This is a genomic window from Arthrobacter sp. 10T419 (genome assembly GCF_056394105.1).
This window is the reverse complement of the sequence record NZ_JBFTHF010000001.1, coordinates 55,003-75,397: the sequence shown is the minus strand read 5'-3', so window position 1 is coordinate 75,397 and position 20,395 is coordinate 55,003. Positions and strand designations below refer to the sequence as shown.

Below are 20,395 nucleotides of genomic sequence, written 5' to 3'. Positions count from 1 at the left end.
ATGCAAGTCTCACGATCCATTGTGCGCGCCACCGGGCTGGCCGGAAGCGCCTCGGCCGCTGCCGTCGCGCTGTCCCTGCTGGCCGGCATCGGCACGGCCTACGCGTACTGGGCCAGCACGGGCGCCGGCGCCGGCGCCGCGGCCGCAGGCACCATGCAGATCAGCGTGGACGCGGTGGCGGCAGGCGACGCGAACCGCGCCAGCCTTTTCCCGGGCGGGACGGCCGACGTCATCCTCCGGACCAGCAACCCCAACGCCTTCGCGGTGACGCTGTACTCTGTGGCCGCCAGCGGGCCGGTCACTGCGGATGCCGCGCATGCCGGATGCGTGACCACCGGGGTTTCCTTCACTGCCCCGGCCGCACCGCTCGCCCCCGCCGTCACCATCCCGGCGAAGTCCTCGGTGCTTGTCACCCTTCCTGGCGCGGCGAGCATGTCCGCCCAGTCACAGTCCGCCTGCCAGGGCGCGACTTTCAAGATTCCCGTCACCGTGGAGGCACGACGATGAGCCGTCACCAGGGGCGCGGGGCACGCTCCCGCACCCGAAGCCGGATCGCCGTCGTCCTTACCGGGGCCGCTCTCCTCTCGTGGGCCGGCCCCGGGGCCAATGCCTTCTGGACGGCCACGTCAAATAGCGGTGCCGCATCTGCCAGCGCGGACGGCATGGGCGCCGGCGCCACGCCGACAGCCACAGTGTCCGGCGGCAACGTCACGCTGGCCTGGAACGCCACCACCACCCTCGCCGGGCGGCCTGTCACCGGCTACACGGTGGCGCGCTATGCATCCGCCTCGGCCGGTACCAAGTCCCCCGCGGGCGGAACCTGCTCAGCCACGGTGACGGTCGGACTGGGCTGCACCGACCAGGGCGTCCCGACCGGCACGTGGTACTACACCGTGACCCCGGTACTCGGGCAGTGGCAGGGAGTCGAGAGCGTCCGCAGCAGCGGCGCCGCCGTGGACACCACGCCGCCAGGCGCTCCTACCGTGGTTGCCCCCGCTTATGTCTATGGCGGCAACGTCGCTGCGGTGCCGGTCAGCGGCACCACCGAACCCGGCGCCTCCATTGCCCTGGCTGTCACCGACGCCGGCGACCCGTTGCACACGGTCAACGCCACGGTGACGGCGAACAGTGCCGGGACCTGGGATGCCACCGTCAACCTGACGGGGCTCAACGCCGGAACGCTCACCTACCGCGCGGTTGCCACCGACACCGCGGGCAACCAAGGCAATCCCGCGACCCCGGGCACCGCGAGTTCCATCAAGGACGTCACGGCGCCCATCGTCACCGGGGTGCTCCTTGAAGACGGCGGCGGCAGGAACGGCAAACTCGATCCCAAGGACAAGGCCACCATCACCTTTGGGGAGTCGTTGGACGCGTCTACGATTTGCAGTAATTGGGCGGCCAGCCCCGCCGGAATGCTGACACTGAGCGAGAGTCAAGCCACCGTAAACATCGTCGCCGGCAACACCCTCAGCGTCGCCGTGGATAGCTCAGTCTGTCCCACGTCGAGAATCGGCACCGTCGCCTTGGGCGGCAACTACTACGGCTCAGGCACGCTCAGGTACAAGGGAACCGTGAGCTGGGATCCCTCAAGCAAAGCACTCACCGTCACGCTGGGCGCGTACGTCTCGGGCAATCAAGGGAACGGGACGGAACAGCCCGCTGTCCCGTTCTACACACCTGCAAGCGGAATGGGGGACCTCGCGGGCAACCTCGTCGCTACCGCACCCGCGGTCGCGGGCACCAAGTCACGCTTCTAACGCACTGAGTGCGCGGGACCCATGGGGTCCCGGGCACTCAGTAGGTTTATCCAGGCTTCAGTCTTGGATCCCGTGCGGCCGCCACACCACCAGGGCCTGCGAACGGGCGCGGGGCCGCTGTCCGCGGGCCAATGTGACGACGTCGCCGGCTGCCCCTGCGGCGAAAATGCGGGAGTCCAGCGGCTGCCGGCGCCGGCCCAGTTCCTCTGTCAGCTCCGTGACCCGGCGCTGCAGCGCGGCAACCTGGTTTTCCAGTTGCAGGATCCGCTTGATGCCCTCGAGTGAGACGCCCTCCTGGGAGAGCCGCTGCACCTCGCGGAGCATGTTCACGTCGCGCTGCGAGTACCGCCGGGACTTGCCGGGGGCGCGGCTGGGCGAGACGATGCCGAGCCGGTCGTACTGGCGCAGCGTCTGCGGGTGCATGTCCGCCAGCTCCGCGGCGACGGAGATGACGAAGATCGGCTGGTCGAACTCGATGTCCATGGCAGGACTCCTACAGCCGGGCCTTGGCTGCCAGGCCGGCGCGGACGTCCTCGCCGGAGGTGGCCGCGGCGAAAGCCTTCACGGCTTCCTCGGCGTCCTTGCTCAGCTTCTTCGGCACGGCGACGTCGATGGTCACCAGCAGGTCACCGGTGGCCTTGGTGTGCTTGACGCCGCGTCCCTTGACGCGGAGCGTGCGCCCTGACGGGGTGCCGGCGGGAACGCGGACCCTGACCTTGTCCCCGTCGATGGTCGGAACCTCGATGTCGGCGCCCAGGGCGGCCTCGGCGAAGGTGACCGGGACATGGATGCGCAGGTTGTCGCCGTCGCGGGTGTAGAAGTCGTGCGGTTTCACCGTGACGGTGACCATGAGGTCGCCGTTGCCGGCCGGACCGTACTGGCCCTTGCCGCGGACGCGGACCTTCTGGCCGTCCTTGATGCCGGCCGGGATGCGCACGTCGATGACTTCGCCGTCCGGTTCGCGCAGCCCGATGGTGGTGCCGCGGATGGACCCGGCGAAGGAGATGCTGGTGGACGCGGTCCGGTCGGCACCCTTCTGGGGTGCGCGCTGGAAGGACTGGCCACCGCCGCCGAAGCCGCCGCCGCCAAACAGGTCGGCGAACTCGGGCGGGATGCCGCCGGCGGTGCTGTAGCCGCCGGAGTGGCGTCCGCCGCCGCCGGTGAACAGTCCGCCGAAAAGGTCCTCGAAGCCGGCACCGCCGGCCGCCCCGCCGGCGCCGCCGGGGGCGAAGCGGGCGCCGCCGCCCATGGCCCGGATGGCGTCGTACTGCTGGCGCTCGTCGGCGTCGGAAAGCACCGAGTAGGCCTCGGAGATGTCTTTGAACTTCTTCTCCGATGCAGTGTCCCCGGCGTTGGTGTCCGGGTGATGCTGCCGCGCGAGCTTCCGGTAGGCCTTCTTGATGTCGGCGTCGGAAGCGTCCTTGGCGACACCAAGGATCTTGTAGAAGTCCTTGTCCACCCAGTCTTGGCTAGCCAATGGCGTTTCCTTTCAAAAGTGTGTGCCGAGATGACAGTTCACGCCAATGTTTGCGGGAAACACCGGCGCGAACTGTCATCTCGATGACGTGCTGCTAGGCAGGGACGGCCACGATGACCTGGGCCGCGCGGAGCACCCGGTCGCCGGACTTGTAGCCCGAGCGCAGGACCTGGCTGACGGTGTCGGTCTCGACATCCGGGCCGGGCTGCTGGATGAGGGCCTCGTGGATCGTGGGATCGAACTCCACGCCGGTCTCATCGATGCGCACCAGGCCGTACGTCTTCAGCGCGTTCTCCAGCTTCGCGGCGATCGCGGCGAACGGTCCGTCCGCCAGGTCGCCGTGCTGCCGGGCGGCGTCGACGTCGTCCAGCACCGGAAGCAGGGCGTTGAGGACGCCGATGACGGCCATCTCCCCTGCCACGGCGCGGTCACGTTCAACGCGCTTGCGGTAGTTGACGTACTCGGCCTGCAGGCGGCGGAGGTCGTTCTTCAGTTCCTCCGCCTCCCCGGCACCTGCGCCCTGCGCCACGGACTCCGCTGCCGGAACCTGGACGCTATTGAGGATGTCCTCGGCCTGGGACAGTGCGTCCCCGGAATCGGGCTCCCCTGCGGCGGCGCGCTCCTGGTCGGGATGGCGTGCCTGGCCGGTCTTCGGATCAACCTTGCGGTTGTCGTGGATCACCGGCTTCTGGCTGTCATCACGGCTCTCGTCGCCGTGCTCTTCTTCGTTACCGTGGTGCGGCATGATTACTTCTTCTCGTCTTCGTCTACGATCTCGGCATCAACGATGTCCTCGTCGGAAGCCGCCTGCTCGCCGGCCGGAGCACCCTGGGCGCCAGCGGCACCGTCGGGGGAACCGGGCTGGGCGTAGATGGCCTCGCCGAGCTTGGTCTGGGAAGCCTGCAGCTTCTCAAACGCGGTCTTGACGGCGGCGTCGTCGGTGCCTTCGAGCGCTGCCTTGAGGGCGTCGACGTCGGCCTGGACCTCGGTCTTGACCTCTTCCGGCAGCTTGTCGGCGTTGTCGGCGATCAGCTTGTCCACGGAGTACGCGAGCTGCTCGGCAGTGTTGCGGGTGTCGGTCGCCTCGCGGCGGGCCTTGTCCTCTGCTGCGTGCTCCTCGGCGTCGCGGACCATGCGGTCGATGTCTTCCTTGGAGAGGCTGGAGCCGCCCGTGATGGTCATCGACTGTTCCTTGCCGGTGCCCTTGTCCTTCGCGGAGACGTGCACAATGCCGTTCGCATCGATGTCGAAGGTGACCTCGACCTGCGGCACGCCGCGCGGGGCGGGTGCGATGCCGGTCAGTTCGAAGGTGCCCAGCGGCTTGTTGTCGCGGGTGAACTCACGCTCGCCCTGGAAGACCTGGATCGCCACGGACGGCTGGTTGTCGTCCGCCGTGGTGAAGGTTTCGCTGCGCTTAGTGGGGATGGCCGTGTTGCGCTCGATCAGGTGCGTCATGACACCGCCCTTGGTCTCGATGCCCAGGGACAGCGGGGTGACGTCGATCAGCAGCACGTCCTTGCGCTCACCCTTCAGCACACCGGCCTGCAGTGCGGCGCCGACGGCGACGACCTCGTCCGGGTTGACGCCCTTGTTCGGCTCCTTGCCGCCGGCGAGTTCCTTGACCAGCTCGGAGACGGCGGGCATACGGGTGGAGCCGCCGACCAGCACGATGTGGTCGATGTCGGAGAGCTTGATGCCGGCTTCCTTGATGACGTCGTGGAAGGGCTTCTTCGTGCGCTCCAGCAGGTCCTTGGTGAGGTCCTGGAACTTCGCGCGGGTCAGCTGCTCGTCCAGGTGGACCGGGCCGTCGGGGGTGACGGAGAGGTACTGGAGCGAGACGTTGGTGCTCGAGGAGGAGGAGAGTTCCTTCTTGGCCTGCTCGGCAGCTTCACGCAGGCGCTGCAGGGCGATCTTGTCCTTGGAGAGGTCGATGCCCTTGACCTTGAGCTGGTTCAGCAGGTAATCCACGACGCGCTGGTCCCAGTCGTCGCCGCCGAGGCGGTTGTCACCGGCGGTGGCGCGCACCTGGATGGTGGAGAAGTCGTCTTCGTCCTTGCCGACTTCGAGGAGGGACACGTCGAAGGTTCCGCCGCCGAGGTCGAAGACGAGGATGAGCTCGTCTTCCTTGCCCTTATCCAGGCCGTAGGCCAAGGCAGCCGCGGTGGGCTCGTTGACGATGCGCAGGACCTTGAGGCCAGCGATCTCGCCGGCTTCCTTGGTGGCCTGGCGCTCGGCGTCGTTGAAGTATGCAGGAACGGTGATCACGGCGTCCGTGACCTTTTCACCGAGGTAGGACTCGGCGTCGTTCTTGAGCTTCATCAGGATGCGCGCGGAAATTTCCTGGGCGGTGTACTTCTTGTCATCGATCGCGACGTTCCAGTCGGTGCCCATGTGGCGCTTGACCGAGGCGATGGTGCGGTCGATGTTGTTGACGGCCTGGCGCTTGGCGATCTCGCCGACCAGGACTTCGCCGGACTTGGAGAATGCAACAACCGACGGCGTGGTGCGGCCACCCTCGGCGTTGGCAATGACGGTGGGCTCGCCACCTTCGAGAACGGAGACGACGGAGTTAGTGGTTCCGAGGTCAATACCTACTGCACGTGACATGTGTTGCTTCCTTCTTTCCTTGGAAACTTGCTGGCCCCCGGCAATCGGGCGGGTGCCCGGCGGCCGGGCCATACCCGGCGATCGAGCCCGTCGAAAACGAGGCGCGCCCACTTATTGAGCGCTCTGCACTCAACTTTACCCAGCCCGGGATGGATGTCAATCCGAAGTTGAGTCCATTCGACTCAACTTGGAGTTACGAGTGGTGCTTCCGGGCCGGGAAGCGCCGCAAAGCCGCGGATTTGAGCGGATTTAGGGCAGCGCAAACGCTCCGCAGCCGTGATTTCGCTGTGCGAGAACGGGCCCGCGCCAGGTGCGGCAGCGGAACTAGAGCTCCTCGCGGCCCGCATCGTCCCGGACGGTGCCATCCCGCCCTGCCGGTTCGTCGTGGGCGGCATCCTGGGCGCGGCGGCCTGTGCGCTGGGCGCCCGCGGCCCCGGCGGCCCCATAGTCGCCCTCCGGATATTCGCCCTCCTCGACGCCGGCGGCGTCTGGACCGGTTGCGCCCGCCGCCCCGTAGTTGCCTTCGGGGTAGTCCCCCTCTTCGGCGCCGACGGTGGAGCCGCTGGCTACTCCGGCCCGGCCGTAATCCCCTTCTGCATATTCACCCTCAGGGGCCGCTGCCGGATTCTCCCCCGCAACGCCCGCCCGGCCGTAGTCGCCCTCGACGTACTGGCCGGCGTCGCCCTCGGTCGCCGGTTCTTCGGCGGCAGCCGGAACCGGGGCGGTGCCGTGCTGCTTCTCTGCTGCCGTTCGATCAAACTCACTGTTTTCAGACATGTTTGGATCCCTCCTGCAAGCGTGGGCGCCCGCGCGGGCGCAGTCGCAGTCTATCGAGCGCCGCGGGGAGGCAACAGGGGTCCGCCCGAGCGTGCGGCACCCCGCCTGCCCCCCCGGCGCCGCTTAACGAAGCAGCCGCCGCCACCGCACCTGGTGGGGGCCAGGGACGGTGACGGCGGCTGCGGCAGGGGGTTCGCCGGGTTCCGGCTAGCGGAGCCCCGCCTCGGCGGATTCCGGCTCCGGGGCGGCCGGCAGCTCGCGTGCCGCGGCATCGGATGAGGGCCGTCCCAGCTTGCTCGGCCACCAGATCCGCGGGCCAATGTCGTAGGCCAGGGCAGGGACCAGCAGGGACCGGACCAGGACGGTGTCCAGCAGCACGCCGAACGCGACGATGAAGGCCAGCTGCACCAGGAACATGATCGGAATGACGCTCAGCGCCGCGAAGGTGGCCGCCAGGACCACGCCGGCCGAGGTGATCACGCCGCCGGTGACGCCGAGGCCCCGCAGGATGCCCGGACGGGTGCCGTGTTTGAGGGACTCCTCGCGGACCCGGCTCATCAGGAAGATGTTGTAGTCCACGCCCAGCGCCACGAGGAAGACAAAGCCGAAGAGCGGGACCGTGGCATCGGCCCCCGGGAATCCGAGGATGTGGTTGAAGACGACGGCGGAGACGCCCATCGCGGCCCCGTAGGAGAGCACCACCGAGGCGACCAGCAGGACCGGCGCCAGCACGGAGCGCAGCAGCAGCATCAGGATTACCAGGATGACCGCGAGGACCACCGGGATGATGGTGACGAGGTCACGCTGGGCCGTGGTGTTGGTGTCCAGGGCCGTGGCGGTCACACCGCCGACGAGGGCGCCGCCGTCGATCTTCTTCAGTTCCTGCCGCAGGTTTAGCACGACATTTTCGGCCTCATTTGAGTCCGCGGCGTAGTTCAGCGTGGCGTTGATCAGCACCTTGCCATCCCTGACCGCCGGGGCGGTGGGGGCTGCGGGGGCGCCGGGGGCGCCCTGCGCGCCGGGGATGATCGGCACGTTGCCTTCGGCCAGCAGGTAGGCATCCCCGACGCCGTCGCTCGTCTTGGTCCTGTCCAGCACCTCCTGCGCCTTGGCCTGGTCGGCGACGATCACGGCGGGGCTGCCGGAGCCGGCGTCGAAGTGCCGGGCCAGGGCGTCCTGGCCGTCCACCGCGTTGGAGGCTGCGAGGATGACGTCGGTCTGCGGTACCCCGTTGGCCTTGAGCTGGAGGACGCCGGCGGATGCCACCAGGAGCAGCAGTACGGAGGCGATCCAGACGGTGCGGGGCCGGCGGGACACCAGGGACCCGGTGGCGCGCCAGATGCCCTTCTGGCCCTCCAGGCCGGTGACGAGTTCGGGTTCGCGCTCTGTCTCCGGGAGCAGCTTGGGGCGGAACGGCCAGAAGGCGACGCGGCCCAGCAGCGCCATCATCGCCGGCAGCAGGGTCAGTGCCGCGAAGAGCGAGCACAGGATGCCCGCGGCCGCCACCGGGCCGAGGGCCTTGTTCGAGTTGAGGTCGGAGAAGAGCAGGCAGAGGAGCGCGATGATGACCGTGGCGCCCGAGGCCAGGATCGGCTCCCAGGCGGCCTTCCACGCCGTGAGCGCCGCGGCCGTGCGGTTGGCGGTGTGTGTCAGGGCTTCCCGGAAGCGTGCCACGTAGAGCAGTGCGTAGTCTGTGGCGGCGCCGATCACCAGAATGGAGAGGATGCCCTGGCTCTGCCCGTTGAGCTGGATCCAGCCCAGCTTCGCCATGCCGAAGACCAGCAGGATGGCGGCGCAGAGCGCGAACACGGAGGTGAACAGCACGGCGATCGGCAGCAAGAGCGAGCGGTAGACGACCAGCAGGATCAGGAAGACCGCCGCCAGTGCCACGAGCAGCAGGATGCCGTCGATGCCGGCGAAAGCACTGACCAGGTCCGCCGTCAGCCCGGCCGGACCGGTCACAAAGGTCTGCATTCCCTCCGGAGCGGAGGACTTCACCTCGTCCCGAAGTTCCTTGATGACGGTCTTCACTTCATCGGAGGACGCGATGGGCACCACGAACTGCACCGCCTTCGCGTCCTCCGACGGGATGGGTCCGATCACGGTGCTGCCAAGCTGCAGGGCTTCGAGTTTGCCCTTCAGCGCAGCGGCCTCGCCGAGCTGGGCCCGGGTGAACTCGGTATCGCTTTCGATCACAATAACGGCCGGGATCTCCTTGGAGTCCCGGAATTTAGCCTGCCAGTCCTGCGCCTCGGTGGCCTCGGCGCCCGCGGGAAGGAACGACGCCTGGTCGTTGGAGGAGACCTCGCTTAGCCGCCCGAACGTGGGGCCGCCGATCCCGGCGATAGCGAGCCAGGCGACGACGAGCACCACGGGCACCAGCCAGCGCAGCCAGAACGGGACACGGGTGGAGTTTTGCCGGTTGCGTTTCATGGTGTCCTTCTCGGGGTGGCGGTGCGGAGTAGACTTTAGTAAATCATAGATTATCTCCATGATCGATATAAGTGACAGGCTAGAAAGATTTTGACCGTGAAGGCTTACGGGCTGGAGTAAACTCCGGAAGGCGCGAACCGCGCAGGCCTCCCGAGGCGCCGAGCAGGAAGGGTGAAATGTCAACAGAGATGCCGGCAATCCCCGACGCCGCCGGCCCGCCCCCGCTGGTCAGTCTGCTTCAGGAGTTCAGCCTCGAAGCCAACCGCTACGCGGACTCGGCGGGCGCCCGCAACGACATGCACCGCACCGACCTCAACGCGTTGTCCGTGATCATGCAGCACACCGCGAAGAACCAGGTGGTCACGCCGGGCGTGCTGCGTAGGGAGCTCCATCTCAGCTCGCCCGCCACCACCGCGCTGATCGACCGGCTGGACAAGTCCGGGCACGTGGTCCGGGAACGGCAGGGCACGGACCGCCGGCAGGTCCAGCTCAGGATGACCCCCAAGGCGTACCGCGACGGCGGCGCCATGTTCCTGCCGCTCGCCCGGCACATGGGGGCCGCCCTGGAGGAGTTCACCCCGGCCGAGCTGGAAATCGCCACCCGGTTCCTGCACGCGATGATCGATGCCACGGTCCGCGCCGGCGAGGAAGCCGCCGCGGCCCCGACTGACTCGCAGTAGTCGCCGGCAACTGGCGCCGGTCAGTTGGGCCCGCCCCGGCCGCGGGAGGCGTAGCGTTTCCTTATGAGTGCCGAGCAGCCCGACGATGTCTACACCCACGGCCACCACGAGTCGGTGGTCCGCGCGCACGCCTCGCGAACGGCGGAGAACTCCGCAGCGTTCGTCCTCCCGCATTTGACCCCCGGAGTTTCGGTGCTCGACGTCGGTTGCGGGCCCGGCAGCATCACCTGCGATTTCGCCGCGCTCGTCGCCCCCGGCGAGGTCACCGGAGTGGACCGCTCCCCCGAGATCATCGCCCACGCGGGCGCCCTGGCCGCGGAGCGCGGCGTGGCCAACGTCCGCTTTGTCGCCGGCAACCTCTACGAGCTGGACTTCCCGAACGAGACGTTCGACGTCGTGCACGCGCACCAGGTGCTGCAGCACCTCACCGATCCGGTGGCCGCCCTGCGGGAAATGCGCCGGGTGGCCAAGGCCGGCGGGATCGTGGCGGTCCGCGACGCCGACTTCCACGGCATGAGCTGGTACCCGGCCGTGCCGGAGTTGGACGAGTGGATGGAGCTCTACCAGCGGATCGCCCGACGGAACGGCGCCGAGCCCGACGCCGGACGGCGGCTCGTGTCCTGGGCGCAGGCCGCCGGGTTCACCGACGTCGCGCCGTCGAGCAGCAACTGGCTCTACGCAACCGGCCAGCAGCGGCGCTGGCAGGCCCGGGTCTGGGGCGAGCGCGTGCTGCACTCGGCCTTCGCAGACCAAGCGCTCGAGTACGGTTTCGCCACCGAAGCGGACCTGGCCCGGATTTCCGCGGGCTGGCACCGTTGGGGCTCCACGGACGACGGCTGGTTCCTGATCCCCAACGGCGAAGTGATCGCCCGGGCCTGAGCCACAAAGCAGGTTCCCGCCAGCCATTCCCTGCTTTCCAAACTCCCGCTAGGGTGCACTCAAAGACCCAGCAGCGAGGAGAAACCATGCGCAAAGTGACGGCCGGCCTGTTCAGTTCCGTGGACGGAGTGGTTGAAGACCCGTTCTTGTGGCAGTTCGACAGCTTCGACGAGGAACTGGGGGCCGGGATGGGCGAGATGATGGGCCGGATCGACATCGGGCTTCTGGGCCGGGTCGGGTACCAGCAATGGGCGCAGTACTGGCCCAACGCCGAAGCGGACGCGGATTTCGCAGGGTTCATCAACCCGCTGCCCAAATTTGTGGCGTCCCGGACCCTGACCGGTGACCTGGAATGGCAAAACTCCCGGCTGATCGAAGGCCCCTTGGAGGACTTCGTCGCGGACCTGAAACAGGGCGAGGGCGGCGACATCGGCATCTTCAGCAGCATCTCGCTGGTCCACCAATTACTGTTCGCCGGCCTGCTGGACAGCCTGATGCTGATCGTCCATCCGGTGATCGCGGGCAGCGGCCGGCGGCTCTTCAACGACGGCGATCCCCTGACGCGGCTTGAACTGCAGTCGTCCCAGCAGACCAGCAAGGGCAACATGATTCTCAGCTACGGCCTCCGCGAGGGCTGACGACGGGCAGGGCCGCGTCATCAGGCAGGGCAGCCGGGGCCGGAACCGTAGACTTGGTACGTGCAACTTTCCCTCTGGCTGGCCCTGGCCGGCGCCGGCGTCCTGATCAGCTTCACGCCGGGTGCGGGCGCCATCAACACCATGAGCAACTCCCTGAACTCCGGCTTCCGGCGTTCCATCTGGGGCATCCTTGGCCAGCAGGCCGCCTTGGTGGTGCACATCCTGATCGTGGCCCTTGGCGTCGGGGTGCTGGTGGCGAGCTCGCCGCTGGCCTTCAACATCATCCGCTACGCCGGAGCCGCCTACCTCGTCTACCTGGGCATCCAGCAGTTCCGGCACAAACCCGATCTGGACCAGGAGAAGGCCGCCGCGCTCCGCAACGAGCCGGCGCTCTCAATGTTCCGCCGCGGCCTGTGGGTCAACCTGCTCAACCCTAAGGCGATTGTCTTCTTCCTCGCCTTCATGCCGCAGTTCATCCGCCCGGACCAGCCACTCCTGCCGCAGTACCTCGTGCTGTCCGCCACCGTGATCGTGATCGACATCCTGGTCATGTGGTTCTTCTTCGCGGCAGCCGCCACGAGCTTCCAGCGCTTCACCCACGACGCCCGCGGGCAGCGGATCCTCAACCGGACCTTCGGCGTGCTGTTCATGGCCGTCGGCGTGCTGCTGGCGCTGATCCACTAGCCGCCGCGGACCCGGGCCGCTACTGTCCGTTCGCCGTCGTCAGTTTCCGCAGATCTGCCTTCCGGATCTTGCCGCTGGCGGTCCGGGGCATTTCGGCCACGAAAACCACGGACTTGGGGATCTTGTACCGGGCCAGCCGGCCTTCCAGGTGGCTGCGCAACTGCTCTTCGGTAAGCCGGGCGCCGTCGCGCAGCAACACCACGGCCCGCGGCACCTCACCCCACCTCTCGTCCGGCACGCCGATCACCGCGACGCTTCCGACGGCGTCGAGCTCGGCGATCGCCTGCTCCACCTCGGCCGGGTAGATGTTCTCCCCGCCGGAAATGATCATGTCCTTGAGCCGGTCGGAGATGAACACGAAGCCGTCCGGGTCCTTGTAGCCCATGTCACCGGACTTGAACCAGCCATCCGGGGTGTAGGAATCGGCCGAGGCCTCAGGACGGTTCCAGTACTCCCGGATGACGTTCGGGCCCTTGATCTGGATCTCCCCGACCGTTCCGGGCGCGGCCGGGCCGGCCTCCGGATCAATGGGGTCGGCCACCCGGACATCCGTGAAGAAATGCGGCAGCCCCGATGACCCGGCCTTGTCCCGGGACCGCGCGGCAGGCAGGGTGGTGGCACCCGGGGCCGTTTCGGTCATGCCGTAGCCGTTGGAGAACCGCAGGCCCCGCCGCTCGTAGGCCTCCAGGACGCGCATCGGCACCGCGGAGCCGCCGCAGGTCAGCTTGTTCAGCGAGCCGAGGTCCGTGGCGTCCCAGTCCGGGTGCTCACACAGCATCTGGTAGGTGGTGGGAACCCCGCTGATGGTCGTGGCGCGGTGCTGCTGGATCAGTTCCAGCGTCCGGCGCGGATCGAACTTGGCTTCCAGCACCACGGTGCCGCCCTTCAGGAGCGTCGGCAGCACGCCCATATCCAGCGAGGCCACGTGGAACATCGGAGAGATCATCAGGGCCACGTCGGTGGAGGAGAAATCGAAATCCACCAGCACGTTGAGGCAGTTCCAGGTGATGTTGCCGTGCGTCAGCAGCGCCCCCTTGGGGTTGCCGGTTGTTCCCGAGGTGTAGAGAATCATGGCCCCGTCGTCGAGGCCCACGGGCTCATCCGGCGCCAGCTCGGAACCGGACGCCACCACGTCTTCAAAAGCCTCGACGCTGCTGGAATCGGACCCTGTGCCCTCGGTACCGCCGTCGGGCGTTGCCCCGTCGGGCAACGGCGAGTCGACGACGACGATGCGGGCACGCACCTCGGTCGCCGCCGAGCCGCGCTCCGCGAGCCCGGCGAGCGCCGCCGCGTGGACCAGAAGCGCGGCGCCGCTGTCCCGGAGCTGGAACTGGATCTCGGGCGGAGCCAGCCGGGTGTTGAGCGGCACGAAGACCGCACCGAGCAGCCCGGCGGCAAACAGTGTTTCCAGGAAGGACGGATCGTTCTCCCCGAGGTAGGCCACCCTGTCACCTTTGACCACCCCGCGATCGCGGAAGGCGTTGGCGAGGCGGGCGGCCCGCCGGGCAAGCTCCTCGTAGCTGAGCTCCCGTGTTCCGGCGATGACGGCAGTCTTAGTGCCCGACTTTGGTCTGCGTCGTTGCAGCCACGAGCCGATGCCAAGATTCTCCACGGCAAATCCTTTCTAGTTAGACGGTAATGCCTGCGGGGCCGGTTAGGACCGGACGGCTTCCAGATCGTTGTTCTTCGGCTCCCGCGTCAGCAGGATGAAGACGATCGATACGACAGACATGATGGCGAGGTACCAGACGACGGACGAGGTGTTCTGGCCGGAATCCTTGAAGATCTGCGCCACAATCCCAGGCGTGAACCCTGCCCCCAGGAGGGTGGCGAGCTGGTAGCCCAGCGACGCGCCGGTGTAACGGGAGGTGGTGCCGAACTGTTCGGAGACAAAGGCCGCGAGCGGGCCGAACAGCGTCGAGTGGATCATCAGGCCCACCGCGAACGCCACGAAGATCAGGCCGATGTTGTTTGAGGACAGCAGCTGGAACATCGGGACGAGGTACGCGATGAAGAGGAGGAGCCCGCCGATCATCACGGGCCGGCGGCCCAGCTTGTCGGAGAGCCGGCCGCCCATGACCACGAAGATGATGGAAACGAACGACGCCGCCGCGAAGGCGTAGAGCACGCCCTGCCGGTCGGCGCCCTTGGACACCGCGTAGGTCACGGAGAAGGTCGCCAGCACCACCTGCAGCGCAAATCCCGCCGCACCGGCCAGCATGGTGAAGATGAGGGTCTTGGGCCGCCGCAGGACCTGGAGCAGCGGGATTTCGCGGCGCCCGGCGCCCTCTTCGGCCTGTTCGGCTATTTCCTGCTCGAGGGCAGCCTTGAAGATCGGGCTTTCGGAGACCTTGAGCCGGACAAACATGCCCACCCCCAGCAGGACGAAGGACAGCAGGAACGGCACGCGCCAGCCCCAGGCGAGGAACTGTGCGTTTGGCAGGGCGGAGAAGGCGCCCATCACGAGGGTGCCAAGCACGGCGCCGGTGGGGGCGCCCGCGTTGACGAAGGACGCGGCGAAGCCGCGCTTTCCGGACTCCGAGTGTTCCAGCGCCATCAGGGCGGCCCCGCCCCATTCGCCGCCGACGGCGATGCCCTGGAACACCCGCAGGATCACCAGCAGAACCGCACCCCAGGGGCCGGCCACCGAGGCGTCCGGTACGAGCCCGATCAGGGTGGAGGCAATCCCCATCACCAGCATCGAGACGATGAGCATGCCCTTGCGGCCCAGCTTGTCGCCGAAGTGGCCAAAGATGATGCCGCCCAGGGGACGCGCGACGTAGCCCGCGGCAAAGGTGCCATAGGCGGCTACGACGCCCACCCAATCGTCCATGCCGGAAAAGAAGACCTTGGGGAAGACCACGGCGGCAGCCGTGGCATAGAGCAGGAAGTCGTAATACTCGATGGTGCTGCCGAGGTAGCTGGAGGCGATGACGGTCCGCGCCTCCCTGCGACGCGTGCCAGCGTCCATGGACTGCAACTGGGAAATCTGGGACATCGTTGTTCCTTGGGGCGGTGGGGATACTGGGGGTGAACGGTTTACTTGTAGAAGCGGGCGAGGAATTCGGCGACGACGGCGGGCCGTTCCTGGCCTTCGATCTCGATGGTGTTGGAGACCTTGATCTGGGCGCCGCCCTTGACCTCGGTCACTTCGGCGATCGTGGCGCGCATCCGGATCCGCGACCCCACTTTGACCGGGGAGGTGAAGCGGACCTTGTCGAGGCCGTAGTTCACCTTGGTGGTGACGCCTTCGACGTCGAACAATTCGCCCCAAAACGGGATGATGAGCGAGAGCGTCAGGAAGCCGTGCGCGATCGGGGCGCCGAAGGGCCCCTCCTTGGCGCGCTCCGGATCCACGTGGATCCACTGGTCATCGCCGGTGGCGTCGGCGAATTTGTTGATCTGTTCCTGGGTGATTTCGCGGTATTCGGTGACGCCGAGGTCGGTGCCGGCGAGGGTGAGCAGTTTGTCGAAGTCGACGACGAGGTTGGGCATCTTTGGCTCCTGGTGTAGGTGGGTGGGGCGACGGCGGACCCGGCTGGAGGGCACCGCCTGGTGGCAAGAGGGTGGACGCTTAGTGGGTGAAGGCGCTGTGCCCGGTGAGTGCGCGTCCGATGATCAGGGCATTGATTTCGTGGGTGCCTTCATAGGAATAGACGGCCTCGGCGTCGGCATGGAACCGGGCGACGTCGGCCTCGAGCGTGATGCCGTTGCCGCCCACCACTTCACGGGCGAGCGCCACCGTTTCGCGCATCAGCAGGGAAGTCTGCATCTTTGCCAGGGCCGAGTCCTGGTCCCGGTAGATGCCTTTGGCTTGTTGTTCGGTCAGCCTGACCACGAGGGACAGGGCCGAGGTGACGTTGCCGAGCATCCGGGCGAGCTTCTCCTGGACGAGCTGGAAAGACCCCAGGGACCGGCCGAACTGCTCCCGCTGCGTGACGTAGCGGGTAGCTGCCTCGAACGCGCCGGCGGCCACGCCGGTTGCGATCCAGGCGACGTCCGAGCGCATGGCCCGGAGCATGGCGGCCACATCCCGGAAGGAGTTGACGTTGTGCAGGCGCATGGACTCGGGGACGCGGACCTCTTCGAGCGTGATGTGCGCATTCTGCATCATCCGCAGGGATGTCTTGCCGTGGATTTTCTCCAGGGTCACCCCGGCGGCCTCACGGTCCACGAGGAACGCTTTGACCTGTGCGTCCGCCTCGTCGCGGGCGAACACCGCCAGGACATCGGCGGTGGCTGCTCCCCCGATCCAGCGCTTGGCGCCGTTGATGACCCAGGTGTCGCCCTCCCGCCGGGCGCTCGTGGAGAGCCCGCCGGCGATGTCCGAGCCGGACTCCGGTTCGGTCAGCGAAAAGACGCCTTTGAGGGAGAAATCGAGGACCTTGGGCATCCACTCGGCCTGCTGTTCCGCGGAGGCGCCGACCCGGATGGTGGTCCGGAACAGCCCGGCCTGGGCCGTGTAGAACGTGGCCAGGGACGCATCGGTTCTGGCGAGTTCGAAGATCCGGAAGCCGTGGTAGATGCCGCGGGCGGGTGTTTGCCCTGCACCCGGGGCGCCTGTCAGTTCCGCGGGCTCCATCAGGTCCAGGTCGATCAGCGGCCGGGCCAGCTGGTCCGGGAACTCGCCGCGCTCCCAGTACTCGGCGAGCAGCGGCCGGGCCTGTTCGTCCAGGAAGGCGCGCAGCCGGCCCAGGACCCGCCGTTCGGCGGGGGTTAGCAGGGATTCCGCGTCGTAGAAATCGCAGACGCCGTAGAGCCGCTCCTGCGCGGCGAGTTCCGAGTCCACGCTCACCTCAGGCCTCCAGACCGAGCAGGCGGACGGCGTTGTCCTTGAGGATCTTGGGCCGGACCTCGTCCTTGATCGGCAGGTCCGCGAAGGCGCCCAGCCATTTCTGCGGGGTGATCAGCGGGAAGTCGGTGCCGAACAGCACTTTGTCCTGAAGCACCGAGTTGGCCATCCGGACCAGCGACTCGGGGAAGTACTTCGGGGACCAGCCGGACAGGTCGATGAACACGTTGGACTTGTGCGTGGCGATCGAGTTGGCCTCGTCCTGCCACGGCACCGAGGGGTGCGCCATGATGATCTGAAGCTCCGGGAAGTCTGCGGCGACGGCGTCGAGCAGGAGCGGGTTGGAGTAGGCGAGCTTGATGCCGAATCCGCCGGGCAGTCCTGCGCCCATGCCGTTCTGGCCGGTGTGGAAGATCGCCGGCAGGCCCAGTTCCTGGAGGGCTTCCCAGAGCGGATAAAACTGCTCGTTCGAGGGGTCGAAGCCCTGCAGGCTGGGATGGAACTTGAAGCCGCGTGCGCCGAGATCCACGGCCTGGTGCTTGGCGCCCTGGATGGCCTCGGCGCCGGTGCGCGGGTCAACGCTGCCGAACGGAATCAGCACATCGTTGTTCCGGGCCGCCCCGGCGATCAGCTCGGGAATGCTGTTGGGTTCGTGCTTGAGCTGGGTGCGGGCGTCGACGGTGAAGATGACGGCTGCCATGTTCAACTCACGGTAAATCTCCGCGATCCGGTCCAGTGACGGCGTCCGGTCCTCGGCTTTGAAGTACTTGGCCGAGGCTTCGGTGAGTTGGTCCGGCAGGGAGCCGTGGCCGTGGCCGTCGACCTCGAGGTGGACGTGCATGTCGATCGCAGCGAGCTTTGCGGCGTCGACGCCGAGTTCGTAGCGTGCGACGGTCATGGCTGGCCGACCTTCGCAGGTGCCGCTGCCGGTTCCGGCTGCAGGTCCTCCGGCAGCGGCAGGAACTCCTCCCCCACGCTCTGCAGTTTGTCGCCGAAGAGCGCGCCGAAGTTCTCGACAAGGTCCTGGTAGCCCCAGCCGCCCTCGCGGTACTCGGTGGCCGCCGCCTCGGGATGCGTCCAGAGCTGCAACCTGTCGCCGCCTGCGCCGATTGCCTGGCCGCTGATTCCGGAGGCAGCGTCGGAGGCCAGGAAGGCTACCAGCCCGGCGACGTCGTCGGCGGTGCCGAAGCCGAGGTCGTGGCGGAAGAAGGCCGGCATGGCCTCGCCGCGTTCGTCCGCCTCGACGGCCTTCTGGAAGTACGGCACGGTCTTGGTCATCGCCGTGGCGGCCACCGGGATGACGGCGTTGGCGGTGACGCCCGCCTTCTTCATCTCCAGCGCCCAGGTGCGGACCATGCCCACGATTCCGGCCTTGGCGGCGGCATAGTTGGTCTGGCCGAAGTTGCCGCGCTGGCCGGTGGGAGAGCCGATGGTGATGATCCGGCCGGGGATCCCGTTCTCCTTGAAGTAGCCGAACGCTTCCCGGGCACAGGTGAAGGTGCCGCGCAGGTGGACGTTGATGACGGCGTCAAAATCGTCATCGGTCATCTTCAGCAGTGACTTGTCCCGCAGGATTCCCGCGTTCGTGACCAGGATGTCCAGCCGGCCAAACTCAGTAACGGCGGCCTGCACCAGCTGCCTGGCGACCTCGGAGCTGCCCACCGGCGCGACGACGGCGGCCGCCCGTCCGCCGTCGGACTCAATGGTCCGGACCGCGTCGGCCGCGACACCTTCATCCACATCGTTGATCACGACGGCGGCGCCCTGCCGGGCCAGCTCCCGGGCGTAGGCCAGGCCCAGGCCGCGGCCGCTTCCCGTGACGATTGCTACTTTTCCTGCCAGGCTCATCGCTGCTCCTTTGCTAGCTGCCGTGTGCATCCTGCCGCTCGGCATGGGATGCTGTTCTGCATCCATGAAAGTATGGATAATTGAGAATGTCAATGATTTATTTTCTGGACTATTGGAGTGGCCATGACGACCGAAGTAGACGAAGCGCCGGGCACCCGGGCCGCGGACAAGCTCGTGGCGGCGTCGATCAGCCTGGATGCCGGTTTCCTGCTGGCCAAGCTGCACGCCGCCGGCTCGATCCTCAACAACCGGGCACTGGCCGAATTCGGACTCAAGGAACGCTCCTACTCGGTACTGGCCCTGGCCAACAGCGGACTGGAGCCCACGCAGCGCGAAATGGCGGAATTCCTGAGCCTCGATCCCAGCCAGATCGTGGCCCTCATAGATGAACTCGAGAAGCGCGGCCTGGTGCTCCGCGCACCCGGAAGACAGGACCGCCGGGCCAAAATTGTTTCCGCCACGGCGGAGGGATCCGCCGTCTTCCGGCAGGCCGAGGCAGCCGCACGGGCGGCCGAATTCGAGGCCCTCGCCGGTCTCAGCCACGCCGAGGTCGTCGAGCTGAAGGGCCTGCTCCGGAAGGCGCTCTGGAACGAATAACTCTGAGTCCGCGCCCCACCCGCCCGCAGGGGCGAGCCGCCCCGGTACCCGCGGGCGGGATCAGCCGCCCGCGCGAAGGCCCGGCAGCAGCGCCCTGACCGTGTCCGCCGCGATCGCGAAGCTGATCCCGTTCGCAGCGGTCCGCGAGGTCGACGTGGCCACCATGGTGTTGATGCCGACCACGCGGCCCCCGGCGTCAAGCAAGGGGCCGCCGGAGTCGCCCGAGCTGATCGACGCATCCGTCTGCAGCAGATTCACCAGCCGGGACTTCCTGCCGAAGCCGGCCTCGGCCGCGGTGGTCCGCCCGGTGGCCGAGATGATGCCGGTGGTGACGCTGGGTCCCCCGTCCAACCCCAAGGCGTAGCCGATGGCAACGACGGCGTCCCCGGGCGCCGCAGACCCCGAGTCACCCAGCTCCAGCACCGGCAGGTTCTTCACGCCCTCAACCCTCAACAGCGCCAGGTCGTGATCGCTGTCCGCGGCAACGATGCGGGCGGCGCGCGTGCTCGAGTCGTGGAAGGTCACGGTCACGCCTGAGGCTCCGCCGGCCACGCCCCTGACCACATGGGCGTTGGTCAGGATTTCCCCCGAGCTGCCGATTACTATCCCCGTCCCCTCGGCCGTCGCCCGGCCGCCTTGATCCAGGAACGGGTTGGACTGCGTGGTGGTGGCCTTCACGGCGACCACCGCGGGCAGGGCGGCCGCGAGCAGTGCCTTGATATCGGCGGGATGGTCGGACACCCCGCCGCCGGTGACGTACTGCTTGACCACGGTTTCGGCTCCCCAGCCACTGGCGCGGGCAACAAGCAGGGCCGAACCGGCTCCGGCGAGCGCGGCGACCAGGAGGATGCCCAGCAACTGCAACAGGCCCAGCGAGAACCGGTTGGCCCGGCCGCCGGATGCTTTTGTCCCTGTCCGCGCGGCGGCCGCCTCTGCAGATGGCGCAGGCCTGGCTGGCCCGGCCGTACCGCCCGTCCCGTCCGACCCGTCCCTCCCGTCCGAGGCGGCCTCCGGCGCAGCCCCGTACGGCGCGTCCCCGTCCGCGGCTCCGAACCCAGGCGTTTGGACCGGGGAATCCTGATCCGTCATGGGACACAGTCTGGGAGCGGCACCGACGGCGGTCCAGAGCATTAAGGCCCGCCGGGACCGCCAAGGGCGGCGGCCCCGCCAACAGCGGCGGCCCGGCACACTTGACGCGAACGGAAAGCCGTATGACAGGACTT

The 20,395-nt window shown here is 67.7% G+C and carries 20 protein-coding genes; 7 read left to right on the top strand and 13 right to left on the bottom strand.

Annotated elements, in window-relative coordinates; genetic code table 11:
• Both AC1DBD_RS00340 and AC1DBD_RS00335 read left to right on the top strand, forming a co-directional pair.
• On the top strand, positions 1–507 hold the full coding sequence (locus AC1DBD_RS00340) for a hypothetical protein (protein ID WP_476981161.1): 507 nt from the start codon (positions 1–3) through the stop codon (positions 505–507).
• On the top strand, positions 504–1,760 hold the full coding sequence (locus tag AC1DBD_RS00335) for a hypothetical protein (RefSeq protein WP_476981160.1): 1,257 nt from the start codon (positions 504–506) through the stop codon (positions 1,758–1,760). Before AC1DBD_RS00340 ends, AC1DBD_RS00335 begins: the two co-directional genes overlap by 4 nt.
• A 57-nt stretch (positions 1,761–1,817) precedes the next feature.
• Here the strand turns inward: AC1DBD_RS00335 and AC1DBD_RS00330 are convergent, their stop codons facing one another.
• From AC1DBD_RS00330 to AC1DBD_RS00305, 6 genes are all read right to left on the bottom strand, one after another.
• Positions 1,818–2,243, bottom strand: coding sequence for a heat shock protein transcriptional repressor HspR (locus AC1DBD_RS00330; RefSeq protein ID WP_476981159.1), 426 nt, complete (start codon positions 2,241–2,243; stop codon positions 1,818–1,820).
• A 10-nt stretch (positions 2,244–2,253) separates the two neighbouring features.
• Positions 2,254–3,237, bottom strand: coding sequence for a DnaJ C-terminal domain-containing protein (locus AC1DBD_RS00325; protein ID WP_441416605.1), 984 nt, complete (start codon positions 3,235–3,237; stop codon positions 2,254–2,256).
• A gap of 94 nt (positions 3,238–3,331) precedes the next feature.
• On the bottom strand, positions 3,332–3,982 hold the full coding sequence (locus AC1DBD_RS00320) for a nucleotide exchange factor GrpE (protein ID WP_476981158.1): 651 nt from the start codon (positions 3,980–3,982) through the stop codon (positions 3,332–3,334).
• Positions 3,983–3,984: 2 nt separating this feature from the next.
• Entirely contained in the window at positions 3,985–5,844 is a 1,860-nt protein-coding gene (gene dnaK / locus AC1DBD_RS00315; protein WP_175322345.1) for a molecular chaperone DnaK, read from the bottom strand.
• A gap of 324 nt (positions 5,845–6,168) precedes the next feature.
• A complete protein-coding gene (locus AC1DBD_RS00310; protein WP_476981157.1) occupies positions 6,169–6,621 on the bottom strand; it encodes a hypothetical protein in 453 nt (150 codons plus the stop codon).
• Between the two features lie 207 nt (positions 6,622–6,828).
• Positions 6,829–9,054: an MMPL family transporter gene (locus tag AC1DBD_RS00305; protein ID WP_476891908.1), complete on the bottom strand. Its 2,226-nt coding sequence runs from the start codon at positions 9,052–9,054 to the stop codon at positions 6,829–6,831.
• Between the two features lie 176 nt (positions 9,055–9,230).
• Between AC1DBD_RS00305 and AC1DBD_RS00300 the strand changes: the two genes are divergently transcribed.
• From AC1DBD_RS00300 to AC1DBD_RS00285, 4 genes are all read left to right on the top strand, one after another.
• A complete protein-coding gene (locus AC1DBD_RS00300) occupies positions 9,231–9,734 on the top strand; it encodes a MarR family winged helix-turn-helix transcriptional regulator (protein WP_476981156.1) in 504 nt (167 codons plus the stop codon).
• Positions 9,735–9,797: 63 nt separating this feature from the next.
• Positions 9,798–10,613, top strand: a complete 816-nt coding sequence (locus AC1DBD_RS00295; RefSeq protein WP_476891906.1) for a methyltransferase domain-containing protein — start codon at positions 9,798–9,800, stop codon at positions 10,611–10,613.
• Positions 10,614–10,699: 86 nt separating this feature from the next.
• Positions 10,700–11,251 carry a dihydrofolate reductase family protein gene (locus AC1DBD_RS00290; protein WP_476981155.1) on the top strand — a complete coding sequence of 184 codons (552 nt, stop codon included), beginning with the start codon at positions 10,700–10,702 and terminating at the stop codon, positions 11,249–11,251.
• Positions 11,252–11,311: 60 nt separating this feature from the next.
• Positions 11,312–11,935 (top strand): LysE family transporter, encoded by a 624-nt coding sequence (locus AC1DBD_RS00285; RefSeq protein ID WP_441416598.1) that lies wholly within the window; start codon positions 11,312–11,314, stop codon positions 11,933–11,935.
• Positions 11,936–11,954: 19 nt separating this feature from the next.
• Here the strand turns inward: AC1DBD_RS00285 and AC1DBD_RS00280 are convergent, their stop codons facing one another.
• From AC1DBD_RS00280 to AC1DBD_RS00255, 6 genes are all read right to left on the bottom strand, one after another.
• Positions 11,955–13,547 carry an acyl-CoA synthetase gene (locus AC1DBD_RS00280; RefSeq protein WP_476981154.1) on the bottom strand — a complete coding sequence of 531 codons (1,593 nt, stop codon included), beginning with the start codon at positions 13,545–13,547 and terminating at the stop codon, positions 11,955–11,957.
• A gap of 42 nt (positions 13,548–13,589) precedes the next feature.
• Positions 13,590–14,933, bottom strand: a complete 1,344-nt coding sequence (locus AC1DBD_RS00275; RefSeq protein ID WP_476925526.1) for an MFS transporter — start codon at positions 14,931–14,933, stop codon at positions 13,590–13,592.
• Positions 14,934–14,974: 41 nt separating this feature from the next.
• Positions 14,975–15,430: a MaoC family dehydratase gene (locus tag AC1DBD_RS00270; protein ID WP_441416595.1), complete on the bottom strand. Its 456-nt coding sequence runs from the start codon at positions 15,428–15,430 to the stop codon at positions 14,975–14,977.
• Positions 15,431–15,509: 79 nt separating this feature from the next.
• Positions 15,510–16,730, bottom strand: coding sequence for an acyl-CoA dehydrogenase family protein (locus AC1DBD_RS00265; protein ID WP_476891901.1), 1,221 nt, complete (start codon positions 16,728–16,730; stop codon positions 15,510–15,512).
• Between the two features lies 1 nt (position 16,731).
• The gene (locus AC1DBD_RS00260) at positions 16,732–17,625 is read right to left on the bottom strand and encodes an amidohydrolase family protein (RefSeq protein ID WP_476925527.1); all 894 of its coding nucleotides are present in this window, start codon (positions 17,623–17,625) and stop codon (positions 16,732–16,734) included.
• Positions 17,622–18,575, bottom strand: a complete 954-nt coding sequence (locus AC1DBD_RS00255; protein ID WP_441416592.1) for an SDR family NAD(P)-dependent oxidoreductase — start codon at positions 18,573–18,575, stop codon at positions 17,622–17,624. Before AC1DBD_RS00255 ends, AC1DBD_RS00260 begins: the two co-directional genes overlap by 4 nt.
• Positions 18,576–18,698: 123 nt before the next feature.
• Here AC1DBD_RS00255 and AC1DBD_RS00250 point away from each other — a divergent pair, with 123 nt between their 5' ends.
• Positions 18,699–19,172, top strand: coding sequence for a MarR family winged helix-turn-helix transcriptional regulator (locus AC1DBD_RS00250; RefSeq protein WP_476981153.1), 474 nt, complete (start codon positions 18,699–18,701; stop codon positions 19,170–19,172).
• A 60-nt stretch (positions 19,173–19,232) separates the two neighbouring features.
• Here AC1DBD_RS00250 and AC1DBD_RS00245 read toward each other — a convergent pair whose 3' ends face one another.
• Complete coding sequence (locus tag AC1DBD_RS00245; protein ID WP_441416590.1) at positions 19,233–20,261, bottom strand: S1C family serine protease; 1,029 nt, start codon at positions 20,259–20,261, stop codon at positions 19,233–19,235.
• Positions 20,262–20,395 lie beyond the last annotated feature (134 nt).

Excerpts from the sequence above, each read along its gene's own strand:
- AC1DBD_RS00340 (WP_476981161.1), top strand. The coding sequence starts at position 1 with ATGCAAGTCTCACGATCCATTGTGCGCGCCACCGGGCTGGCCGGAAGC.
- AC1DBD_RS00335 (WP_476981160.1), top strand. The coding sequence starts at position 504 with ATGAGCCGTCACCAGGGGCGCGGGGCACGCTCCCGCACCCGAAGCCGG.
- AC1DBD_RS00330 (WP_476981159.1), bottom strand. The coding sequence starts at position 2,243 with ATGGACATCGAGTTCGACCAGCCGATCTTCGTCATCTCCGTCGCCGCG.
- AC1DBD_RS00320 (WP_476981158.1), bottom strand. The coding sequence starts at position 3,982 with ATGCCGCACCACGGTAACGAAGAAGAGCACGGCGACGAGAGCCGTGAT.
- dnaK (WP_175322345.1), bottom strand. The coding sequence starts at position 5,844 with ATGTCACGTGCAGTAGGTATTGACCTCGGAACCACTAACTCCGTCGTC.
- AC1DBD_RS00310 (WP_476981157.1), bottom strand. The coding sequence starts at position 6,621 with ATGTCTGAAAACAGTGAGTTTGATCGAACGGCAGCAGAGAAGCAGCAC.
- AC1DBD_RS00305 (WP_476891908.1), bottom strand. The coding sequence starts at position 9,054 with ATGAAACGCAACCGGCAAAACTCCACCCGTGTCCCGTTCTGGCTGCGC.
- AC1DBD_RS00300 (WP_476981156.1), top strand. The coding sequence starts at position 9,231 with ATGTCAACAGAGATGCCGGCAATCCCCGACGCCGCCGGCCCGCCCCCG.
- AC1DBD_RS00295 (WP_476891906.1), top strand. The coding sequence starts at position 9,798 with ATGAGTGCCGAGCAGCCCGACGATGTCTACACCCACGGCCACCACGAG.
- AC1DBD_RS00290 (WP_476981155.1), top strand. The coding sequence starts at position 10,700 with ATGCGCAAAGTGACGGCCGGCCTGTTCAGTTCCGTGGACGGAGTGGTT.
- AC1DBD_RS00275 (WP_476925526.1), bottom strand. The coding sequence starts at position 14,933 with ATGTCCCAGATTTCCCAGTTGCAGTCCATGGACGCTGGCACGCGTCGC.
- AC1DBD_RS00270 (WP_441416595.1), bottom strand. The coding sequence starts at position 15,430 with ATGCCCAACCTCGTCGTCGACTTCGACAAACTGCTCACCCTCGCCGGC.
- AC1DBD_RS00260 (WP_476925527.1), bottom strand. The coding sequence starts at position 17,625 with ATGACCGTCGCACGCTACGAACTCGGCGTCGACGCCGCAAAGCTCGCT.
- AC1DBD_RS00255 (WP_441416592.1), bottom strand. The coding sequence starts at position 18,575 with ATGAGCCTGGCAGGAAAAGTAGCAATCGTCACGGGAAGCGGCCGCGGC.
- AC1DBD_RS00250 (WP_476981153.1), top strand. The coding sequence starts at position 18,699 with ATGACGACCGAAGTAGACGAAGCGCCGGGCACCCGGGCCGCGGACAAG.
- AC1DBD_RS00245 (WP_441416590.1), bottom strand. The coding sequence starts at position 20,261 with ATGACGGATCAGGATTCCCCGGTCCAAACGCCTGGGTTCGGAGCCGCG.